General features: G+C 64.1%; 12 protein-coding genes. 2 read left to right on the top strand and 10 right to left on the bottom strand.

The genetic code is table 11. The annotated features are described in order from the left end of the window. Nucleotides 1-162 precede the first annotated feature (162 nt). The 5 genes from Q7U29_RS15440 to Q7U29_RS15420 form a co-directional block, all read right to left on the bottom strand. Nucleotides 163-1,140 (bottom strand): NAD regulator, encoded by a 978-nt coding sequence (locus Q7U29_RS15440; protein ID WP_304742880.1) that lies wholly within the window; start codon nucleotides 1,138-1,140, stop codon nucleotides 163-165. A gap of 19 nt (nucleotides 1,141-1,159) precedes the next feature. After that, nucleotides 1,160-1,666, bottom strand: a complete 507-nt coding sequence (locus Q7U29_RS15435) for a tyrosine phosphatase family protein (RefSeq protein ID WP_304742878.1) — start codon at nucleotides 1,664-1,666, stop codon at nucleotides 1,160-1,162. Between the two features lie 124 nt (nucleotides 1,667-1,790). After that, nucleotides 1,791-2,408 carry an HD family hydrolase gene (locus tag Q7U29_RS15430; RefSeq protein WP_304742876.1) on the bottom strand — a complete coding sequence of 206 codons (618 nt, stop codon included), beginning with the start codon at nucleotides 2,406-2,408 and terminating at the stop codon, nucleotides 1,791-1,793. Further along, on the bottom strand, nucleotides 2,405-3,031 hold the full coding sequence (locus Q7U29_RS15425; protein ID WP_304742874.1) for a DNA-3-methyladenine glycosylase I: 627 nt from the start codon (nucleotides 3,029-3,031) through the stop codon (nucleotides 2,405-2,407). The genes Q7U29_RS15430 and Q7U29_RS15425 overlap by 4 nt, the downstream gene beginning before the upstream one ends. Beyond that, entirely contained in the window at nucleotides 3,028-3,909 is an 882-nt protein-coding gene (locus Q7U29_RS15420) for a folate-binding protein YgfZ (protein WP_304742872.1), read from the bottom strand. The genes Q7U29_RS15425 and Q7U29_RS15420 overlap by 4 nt, the downstream gene beginning before the upstream one ends. A gap of 126 nt (nucleotides 3,910-4,035) precedes the next feature. Between Q7U29_RS15420 and Q7U29_RS15415 the strand changes: the two genes are divergently transcribed. Next, nucleotides 4,036-5,370 (top strand): dihydroorotase, encoded by a 1,335-nt coding sequence (locus Q7U29_RS15415; RefSeq protein ID WP_304742871.1) that lies wholly within the window; start codon nucleotides 4,036-4,038, stop codon nucleotides 5,368-5,370. 858 nt (nucleotides 5,371-6,228) lie between these two features. On the opposite strand, the gene Q7U29_RS15410 is transcribed toward Q7U29_RS15415, so the two are convergent. The 4 genes from Q7U29_RS15410 to Q7U29_RS15395 form a co-directional block, all read right to left on the bottom strand. Then, nucleotides 6,229-6,495 carry a hypothetical protein gene (locus tag Q7U29_RS15410; protein ID WP_304742869.1) on the bottom strand — a complete coding sequence of 89 codons (267 nt, stop codon included), beginning with the start codon at nucleotides 6,493-6,495 and terminating at the stop codon, nucleotides 6,229-6,231. A gap of 164 nt (nucleotides 6,496-6,659) precedes the next feature. Then, nucleotides 6,660-7,061 carry a TIGR02301 family protein gene (locus Q7U29_RS15405; RefSeq protein ID WP_304742867.1) on the bottom strand — a complete coding sequence of 134 codons (402 nt, stop codon included), beginning with the start codon at nucleotides 7,059-7,061 and terminating at the stop codon, nucleotides 6,660-6,662. A gap of 68 nt (nucleotides 7,062-7,129) precedes the next feature. Beyond that, complete coding sequence (locus tag Q7U29_RS15400; RefSeq protein ID WP_304742882.1) at nucleotides 7,130-7,567, bottom strand: NUDIX hydrolase; 438 nt, start codon at nucleotides 7,565-7,567, stop codon at nucleotides 7,130-7,132. A 5-nt stretch (nucleotides 7,568-7,572) separates the two neighbouring features. Continuing rightward, nucleotides 7,573-8,088 (bottom strand): hypothetical protein, encoded by a 516-nt coding sequence (locus Q7U29_RS15395; protein WP_304742866.1) that lies wholly within the window; start codon nucleotides 8,086-8,088, stop codon nucleotides 7,573-7,575. A gap of 63 nt (nucleotides 8,089-8,151) precedes the next feature. On the opposite strand from Q7U29_RS15395, the gene Q7U29_RS15390 reads away from it, so the two are divergent. After that, nucleotides 8,152-8,916: an SOS response-associated peptidase gene (locus Q7U29_RS15390; protein WP_304742864.1), complete on the top strand. Its 765-nt coding sequence runs from the start codon at nucleotides 8,152-8,154 to the stop codon at nucleotides 8,914-8,916. Nucleotides 8,917-9,074: 158 nt separating this feature from the next. On the opposite strand, the gene Q7U29_RS15385 is transcribed toward Q7U29_RS15390, so the two are convergent. Beyond that, a complete protein-coding gene (locus tag Q7U29_RS15385) occupies nucleotides 9,075-9,356 on the bottom strand; it encodes a GIY-YIG nuclease family protein (protein WP_304742862.1) in 282 nt (93 codons plus the stop codon). Between the last annotated feature and the right edge of the window lie 302 nt (nucleotides 9,357-9,658).

Here is a 9,658-nt window from a genome sequence, read left to right as displayed (position 1 = left end):
CAAATCCAGCCGCGCGCGCAGTACGGCGATCTGATCGAAGGCCTTGCGGGCGACGATGAGCCCGACGATGGCAACCGCCAGTGAAAAAAAGTCGAACGGCAAATCGAACATCCAGCCTCCAGGCGATCGCCCGGCGTCGGGGCCTACCGCATCAAAAAATCTTCAGCGCCGAACGCGAACCCGCAGCCCCGGTGCCGGCCGCTCCTGCAATACTTCACGACGGAAGCGAAACAGCGCAGCGGGGCGCCCGCCTGTCTGTGTCGACATCACGCCGGTCGGTTCAACCAGCGCTCCGGCTTCCACCAGCCGGCGGAAATTCTGCTTGTGCAGATGCCGTCCCGAGATCGCTTCCACGGTCCGCTGCAATTCAGTAAGTGTGAATTCGGGAGGCAAAAGTTCAAATACCACCGGACGATATTTCAGCTTGGCGCGCAGCCGGGCGATCGCGGTGGCGAGAATCCGGCGGTGATCGAAGCGCATGGCAACGCCGAGCATGGGAAGCGACCGTCGCGACAGCGCCGCCGGGCGGCCGTCGCGCCGCGCCTCCTCGACCAGTCCGGCTTCGTACAAGAGCTCGTAACGGTCGAGCACACGCTCTTCGTCCCACTGCGCGCCCTCGGCGCCGAAATACAGTTTTACGCGATCCTTGCGGCTGAGCGCCCTTGTACTGTCCGGTTGCTCGGATTGTGTCGCCCAGTTCGTGAGTGCGGGAAAGATCGCGGCCTCGATGATGCCGGGCCGCGCTTCCCGCCAGTCTTCCCACGGGAAAAAGCGGTACCAGGGCTCGAAGGTAGCACCCGGCACGCGCGAGGCGTTGTCGGCGGCGCGGGTCAGCGCGAGGTAACCGATCGAGGCGACATGGGCATCGGTGTCGCCGGCCTGGGTATGCCGGCCGCGATCGCCGAACGTATAGAGTTGCTCGACGTATCCCAGCCGCAACCCGGCCTGTTCTTCCACCCAGGCGCGCAGCCCGATCTCGAAGGTACGGTGTGACACCGCGTCGAACGGTCCGAACGGAAGCCCGGCGAGCTTGTCGCCATCGCCGGCGGACGCGGTGAGGATCAGGGGCTCGTTGCCCTCGATGGCGACGATGGCGGCGGTCAGCCCGATTTCGATCGGCGTCAGCAGCTTCTCGCTCATCTGGCGCCGTTTGCGATCGTCATTCGAGATCGACGCGGAACGGCCGGCCTTCGACCAGCATGCTGCCCGGGCCCATTTCGTCGAGCGCGCGCAGCATCCGGCCCTCGCGCCCCAACGCCCGGTCCGCCAGGCTGACGATCAGCCGGTTCGGCGAGGCGATCGGGGAGGCGGCGCGGATTTGCCGCGCGATCGAAATCTCGTCGCGATGCGGATTGAGCATGCAGGCGGCGGCGAAGGCGCTCGCGGTCGAGCGGCTGATACCGGCGTAGCAATGCACCACCAGCGGCGCGTTACGATCCCAGCCGCGCACGAAATTCAGCACCTGCTCGACATGCGTATCCGACGGCGCCAGAAAACCATCCATCTGCTCGGTGATGTCATCCATCTGGACTCTCAGATGGTTGGCCTCGAGCACCGACTCCGGCCGCTGCACCTGAGCGACATTGGCCATCACGGTCAGGACATGGCTGGCGCCGGTGGCCTTGACGGTGTCGGCGAGTGCGGCGAGCGAACAAACGTGAATCATGGCAGTCCTTCTGGCTGGCGCCGATTATAGTACGTAGAGCGTAGGGTGGGCAAAGGCGCTCTTGCGCCGTGCCCACCACCTTGAGCCGATGGTGGGCACGGCGCGAAGCGCGCCTTTGCCCACCCTACGGCGCGTTCAAGACCTTGAACCGCGCCAAAAACTGCTTCTCGGCCCTGGCCGCGGTCCAGGGCGTCAAATATTCCTGCTGCATCGCCGGCGGCAGGCCGGGATCCTTGCCGAAAAGGCGCCGGGCTTCGGCTTCGGCGAAGCCGGCCAGCCCGGTCGCCTCGAGATAGGCCGCCCCCCGGTCGGCGGCCTTGATCGCCTGCGTGATGTGGTCCGCGAGCTCGGGCGGCAGTCCGAAGCGGATATGGATCGCCGCCAGCAGCCGCTTTTCCACCACCTTGTAATCGCCGCCGAGCACCGCCTTGAACGGCGAGATCATGTCGCCGATGACGTATTCCGGCGCGTCGTGCAGCATGGCCGCGAGCCGGAAGCTGAGATCGATCCGCGGTTTTTGCTGGCGCAACACGGCTTCGACCAGCAGCGTGTGCTGCGCCACCGAGAAGATATGCGCGCCGCTGGTCTGCCCGTTCCAGCGCGCGACCCGCGCCAGGCCATGGGCGATGTCGGCGATCTCGATATCCAGCGGCGAGGGATCCAGCAGATCGAGTCGGCGTCCCGACAGCATCCGCTGCCAGACCCTGATAGAGGCGACCGCGGACGGTTTTCTCGCCGTCATTTTGCTTTGAGCCGCGGGCTGCGCTTCTTTCCGGCGCAGGCCTGATGGCAGAAGCAGGTGACCAGATGGTCGTTGACCATGCCGGTGGCCTGCATGAAGGCGTAGACGATGGTCGGGCCGACGAACTTGAAGCCGCGCGCCTGCAATTCCTTCGACATCTTGATCGACAGCGGCGTCGATGCCGGCACGCTGGCGGTGGTCTTGAAATTGTTGACCTTCGGCTTGCCATCGACGAAATCCCACAGGAACTTCGAGAAGCCGGCGCCTTCTTCCATGATCTTCAGATAGCCCTTGGCGCTGTTGACCGCGCCCTCGATCTTGGAGCGGTTGCGGACGATGCCGGCATCGTTCATCAGCGCGTGGACTTTTTTCTCGCTGTAGCGCGCGATCTTCTCGGGCTGGAAATCGTCGAAGGCCTTTCGGAAATTGTCGCGCTTGCGCAGGATCGTGATCCACGACAGCCCGGCCTGGAAGCCGTCGAGGATGAGTTTTTCGTACAGCGCCCGGTCGTCATATTCCGGCACGCCCCATTCGGTGTCGTGATAGGCCATGTAAAACGGATCTTCGCCGGGCCACGGGCACCGCGTCAGGCCGTCGGCATGCAGGCGCGCCGACTTGGTCATGCGACTGTCTGCTTCGGCGCGGGACGGATATCGTCGGGGTCGGCGAGGCGGAGGCCGAGGCCGCCGGACGTCAGCGGCAATCCCGCATCCAGCGCATCGGCGGCGCGATCGATCCTGACCAGTGCCAGGCCGTTTTGGCCTGAGGTCGAACCCATGGTGCCGATCGATTTGTCGCCGGCGAGAATCGCGGTGCCCGGTTCCGGCGAAAAATCTTCGAGAATGACGCGCACGGTCCGGGTGCGCGCGGTGCCGCGATGCTGCATCCGCGACACGACTTCCTGGCCGACATAGCAGCCCTTGTCGAAATCGACGCCGTGCAGGCGGTCCATGTTGGTTTCGTGCGGAAATGCGTCGCCATACATGAAGTCGAGGCCGCCGCGCGGCACGCCGGCGGCGATGCGATGCGCGTCATAGGCTGAGCTGTCGAGCATTTCGGCGCCGATCAGGTCGGCGAGCTTCGGCGCCAGCTCTTCGGGCACCAGGATCCGCCAGCCCAGTGTGGCCTGGCGCGGATCGGCGAAGGCCAGATCGGGTTTTACCGCGGGCTCGCCATCCCACGCCGCCAGCACGCCGAGGCTGTCCGACAGGTTTTCGACCGTGACCTTGGCGCGCAGCTTGTAGAAACCGAGCTTGGCGGCGAGGCCCGGTGCCAGCGCGCGCGGGCAGTCGATCAGGAAACCGCCGCCATGGCCGGCAGGCGCCTCGGTGATGAGGAAATCAGCCGTGATCTTGCCCTGCGGCGTCAGCAATGCCCCGAACCGGCCGAGCCCGGGGCGCAGCAGCGTCGCGTCGGTCGTGACGAGGCCGTTGAGAAAGTTGCGGGCGTCCTCGCCGCTGACCTTGACCACGCCCCGGTCGGGAAGAAACGCTGCTTTCATAAGGGGTTCTCTGGCAAAGTTCTTGGGAAAAGGCGACTGCCGGATATCACACGGCAACGTAAGCCGCTAAGGTATCACGAACAAGGCCCGCGACATCAAGTTCCATAGAGCGGGCACTGAGGTTTCATGAGTCAGCGATTTGATACCATTCTAAAATCCGGCACCGTGGTCAATCAGGACGGCGAGGGCGTGCGCGATATCGGCCTCGTGGCGGGGCGCATCGCCGAAATCGGCTCGCTCGGCCATGCCCTGGCCGCCGAGGTGATCGACTGCAAGGGCCTGCACATCCTGCCCGGCGTGATCGACACCCAGGTGCACTTTCGCGAGCCGGGTCTTACCCACAAGGAAGACCTCGAAACCGGCTCGCGCAGCGCGGTCATGGGCGGCGTCACCGCGGTATTCGAAATGCCGAATACCGATCCCCTGACCGTCACCGCGCAGACCTTCGCCGCGAAGGTGAAGGCCGGCCGTCATCGCATGCATTGCGATTTCGCCTTCTTCATCGGCGGTACGCGCGACAATGTGGATGATCTGCCCGAGCTGGAACGTGCGCCCGGATGCGCCGGCGTCAAGGTCTTCATCGGCTCCTCCACCGGCGCGCTGCTGGTGGAGGATGACGAAAGCCTGCGTCGGATTTTCAAGGTGATCCAGCGCCGGGCCGCCTTTCATGCCGAGGACGAGTATCGCCTCAACGACCGCAAGGGCCTGCGCATCGAAGGCGACCCACGATCGCATCCGGTGTGGCGCGACGAAATCGCGGCGCTGATGGCGACGCAGCGCCTCGTCAGGATCGCCCGTGAGACCGGAAAACGCATTCACGTGCTGCACATCTCCACCAAGGAGGAGATCGAGTTTTTGCGCGACCACAAGGACGTCGCCTCCTGCGAAGCGACGCCGCATCACCTGACGCTGGCGGCGCCCGAATGCTACGAGCGGCTCGGCACCCGCGCGCAGATGAATCCGCCGGTGCGCTCGGCCGATCACCGCCAGGGCATCTGGCGCGGCATCGAGCAGGGCATCATCGACGTGCTCGGCTCCGATCACGCCCCGCATACGCTGGAGGAAAAAGCCAAGACATATCCGGCCTCGCCGTCGGGCATGACCGGGGTGCAGACGCTGGTGCCCCTGATGCTCGATCACGTCAATGCCGGACGGTTGTCGCTTCAGCGCTTCGTCGATCTCACCAGCGCCGGCCCGGCGCGGCTGTTCAACATCGCCTGCAAGGGCCGCATCGCCGCCGGTTACGACGCGGATTTTACCATGGTCGATCTCAAGCGCAGCGAGACCATCACCGACGAGTGGACCGCCTCGCGCGCCGGCTGGACGCCGTATCACGGCGTGCGCGTCACCGGCTGGCCGGTCGGCACGTTCGTGCGCGGTCGTCGCGTGATGTGGCAGGGCGAACTGGTGGGACCGTCGAGCGGCGAGCCGGTGCGGTTTCTGGAGACGCTGAGGGCGTAGGCGTGGCTAGACGGAAGCAACGCCGTCGCACCAGTTTCAGCTGTCGTCGCCCGCGGAAGCGGGCGATCCAGTACGCCGCGGCTTCTCGATTGAACTTTAACGTCTCTGGAATACTGGGTCGCCCGGTCGAAGCCGGGCGATGACAAATCTTGCGTTGATACAGATTCGATTTTCAAACGGCGCGTGTCCACAAACACACTTTCGCGATCTCGCGGCGCGCTTCGCCCGAGGTTTGCTATCAAACTCCTCGCCCTCTCAAACAGAGGGCGCAGGGAAAGCCGGGTGCACGCTGCACCCGCGGTCTCGTGTGCAAAAGGGTAGAGGTAGGCGGCACACGAGCATACAGGTGAAGCGGAGGCATCCGGCTTTCCCTGCGCAGTGGTTTAAGGCTTATACGTGCTCTCCTCGGTGAGCTTTGCACTTTTGCCACCGTCGTCCGCGCGACTGAGCTGCGAACTTGACACCAGCCTTAGGGTGTCGGAACCACACGACTTCGCCGTCCACTTCAGGCGCCCTGGTCAGGGGCGCCCTCCGCGTCCACCGCATCCCCGTCCCGCATTGGTGACCTTGCGCAACGCCCCTCTTGTCGGGACGGGATGGCGTGATTCTTACAGGTGATTTGCCCTTCGGAAAAAGCGAAATTTTACCCGACGGGTTATTTTGTCGCATCACGTCGGGTCGGCGAGGTACGGACCGGGCACCTCAACAGGTGTCATCGCCCGACTTGATCGGGCGACCCGGTACGCCGGGGCTTCTCGATTGATCGCTAACGTCTCTGGAATACCGGGTCGCCCGGTCGGGGCCGGGCGATGACAGCGGTGGTTGTGGCACGCACCGCGCTACGGACGCGAGCGCGCCTTACTGCTTCGCCATCCGAATCGAAAACTCGCCGTTGCGAACACGGCTCGGCAGTCCCTCGACGAACTTCGCCACCGCGTCCTCGCCGTAAGTGCCGACCAGTTCGGCGAACGCCGCGAACAGGCTGGCCTGCGCCAGGCAGTCGCCATCGACGCCGTCGTGCCGCGCCTCCGCCCAGGCCTCGTTGAGATAGCCGAGCGCCGCCTGTTTCTGTTCGTGATCGGGCAGCGGGTCGCGGGCTGACGTGAAGGACACTGGATGGCTCATGAGACTCTGCGGCACTGTGCGCGATCCAGGGCGGAACGCGTCTGACGCATGAGATGTAGCATGAGGCCGCGGACTGCCTAGACCAGTTCTTTAAGAAAGGTTAACGGCGGTTTCCGTTTCGCGTTGCAACTGGAACCGGCTCGAATTTGGCCGGCCCCCGCGCATTAGTTGGCGTAGCGGGCGGTGAGGTCCCGCGAGATTTTCGAGCCTTCCTCGATATAGCGGCGGATCGCGATCGAGGCGGCCGGCGTGCAGGTCCGGTAGGTTTGCTGGAAGCCATTATAGCCGCGATTGAAGCCTGCGATCATGCGGGCGCGGCGTTCGCCGGAGGGGGTTTCGGCATCGACCAGCGCCTGCATTTCGTTGCGCCATTTGAGGCCTTCATTGGTGCCGCAAATGCCCCTGAGGTAGTGCAGGGTGCCGAGGATCTCGGCCAGCCGCTGTAACTCGCCGTCGAACGGCGCAGCCGCATCCTGGGCCCGCGCAGGGCCGGCAACGCACGCCGAGACCAGGATGAGAGCGGCCAGCAAATGCCTGGAAAAGCGCTTTGAAAAAAACTTGGACATGAAGGGTTCCGGGACCGCGTTGATATGCCTTTTCAATGCGCTGGAAGCAAGGCATCGGCCCCCGCAGACTAGGCCTGGAGCAGGCGCCGGGCCGCCTCGATGATCTCAGGCAGCCCGTCGGTGACCTTCAGATCGCCAAGGAGACCGTCAATCGCCTCCGGCGTCAGCCACCTGAAATCGTCGTGCTCATCGTTCAGCACGGGCTCACCGGAGCGCCAGCGCGCCGCGAACGACATGATCAGGTAGTGGCCGCCGCCGCCTGCGCCCGGCACCACTTCGCGCCATCCGGCGAGGCCGGCGATCTCGATTCGCAAGCTTGTTTCCTCGTCGACCTCGCGATGCAGGGCGGTGTGCAGCGTCTCGCCGAACTCGACCCGGCCGCCGGGCAGCGAATAAAAGCCGCTGGCCGGCGATTTGGCCCGTCGCACCAGCAAGACCCTGCCGTCACGAAAGATCGCCGCCGAAACCGCCAGTTGGGGATGCGACGGCTGGGCCGGGGAAGCCACTGACATCAGTGGGTCATGATGTAGTCGACGTCGGCCTCGCGGTCGCCATTGATGATGCCGGCGGTTTGCATCACCAGCGGCTTGACCCAGCCGGTGGCCTGTTCGGCGAGGGTGGCGCGGGTCTTGTCCTGCTTGGCCTGGCGCATCGCATCGCTCACTGCCGACAGGATGGAGGTCATGGCGCTGGTGACGTTGTCGAACGCGGTGCGGATCTTCGGATCGGCGGTATCATAGGCCGAGATCGCAAGGTCGCGGGCCTTGAAGTTCGACGCCGTAAAGTGCTCGGCATAGGACAGCGGATGCCATTCGAGGAAATCATCGGCGCATTCCGGCATGTCCGGAATCATCTCCAGCAGCATGATGGCTTCGTTGAAGTGATTCAGATAATCGGTGGCAAGCCCGGTGCGGGGGTTGATGTTGGCGGCCTTCAACAGCGCAGCCCGCGCGGCGGCATCACCGCCGCCAGCCCTGCCTGGTGCCGAGAGATCTGATAATGCGGATGTGGCAGCCGTCGTGGTCATCCGGCGCAGTGTTAACGTTTGGGGTTAAAAGGACCTGAACGGAACCCTATTTTAGGCCACAGAATGTGCGGACGCTTCGTCATAACATCGCCACCGGCGGCTTTGCGGCAGATTTTCGGCTACCTCGAGCAGCCCAATTTCCCGCCAAGACATAATATTGCGCCGACGCAACCTGTACCTGTCGTCATTGTGGAAAACGGCGTCCGGCATTTCCGGCTGATGCGCTGGGGCCTGCTGCCGGCCTGGGTCAAGGACCCCCGGAAATTCAGCCTGCTGATCAATGCGCGCTCGGAAACCGTGGCGGAAAAGCCGGCCTTCAAGAACGCGATCCGGCGGCGGCGCTGCCTCGTTCCGGCCGACGGCTATTATGAATGGCAGGGCTCGGCCAAGCCCAAGCGGCCGTATTTCATCCATCGTCGCGACGGGCAGCCGATCGGCCTGGCGGGGCTGGCGGAAACCTGGGTCGGCCCCAACGGCGAAGAACTCGACACCGTGGCGATCGTCACCGCGGCGGCCAGCGCCGATCTCAGCGTGCTGCACCACCGCGTCCCCGTCACCATCCACGCGAGCGATTTCGCGCGCTGGCTCGACTGCGGCGATGACAGCGCCGAGGGCGTGATGGCGATGATGATTGCGCCCCAGGAAGGCGAGTTCGCCTGGCACGAGGTGTCGACACGGGTCAACCGCGTCGCCAACGACGACGCGCAACTGATCCTGCCGATCACGGATGAGGAGCGGGCGGCGGAAGCGCCGAAGCCGGCGAAGAAGGCCCCGCGCAAGATTGCGGCGGTGGCGCCGGAGGATGAGGGGCAGGGGAGTTTGTTTTGAGGTGAATTCAACTCTCCTCGTCGTCCCTGCGAACACGAACGCAGGGACCCATAACCACAGGGCGCAGTGTCGTTACGTGGCGTTAGACATTTTTGCCTTGATCGAGAGGACAACGCGGTATGGGTCCCTGCGTTCGCAGGGACGACGGATGTTGAGAGTCAAACCAGCAAATCGCTAAGGTCGCGCCATTCGAGATTCTCGCGCTCGATCAGTTCGATCTTCCAGTCCCGCTTCCATCGCTTCAGCTGTTTCTCGCGCGCGATCGCTTCATCCGCGCGTTCGTAAGTCTCGACATACACCAGCCGGTAGACGCCGTAGGTCTTGACGAAAGAGGAACCCTTACCATCTCGGTGCTCCGCCAACCGCTTCTGCAAAGAATTGGTCACCCCGATGTAGAGGGTCCCGTGACGGCGGCTCGCGAGAATGTAAACGTAGTACATGCGCGAAACATGGATTGGCTGTTGAGGTAGGGATTCATTCTACAACAAAATCCCTGCGTGGTCGCTAGCGAACTCCATCAACGTCGTCCCTGCGAACGCAGGGACCCATACGCCGCGGCCTTGGTGTTGTGCGCGGTGTTAGCTATCTTTCTTTGCCGACAGCACAACGCGGTATGGGTCCCTGCGTTCGCTGGGACGACAGTGAGGATTTTTCCCGCAGTTCAATTCACCCCGAGCAACGTCTTCACCTTCATCACCGCGCTGTCCGGCGTCGTCAGCACCGGCCGGCCCGTCGCCGCTGC

Source organism: Bradyrhizobium sp. (genome assembly GCF_030654605.1).
Lineage (GTDB): Bacteria > Pseudomonadota > Alphaproteobacteria > Rhizobiales > Xanthobacteraceae > Bradyrhizobium.
This window is presented reverse-complemented; position numbering and strand designations above follow the sequence as displayed.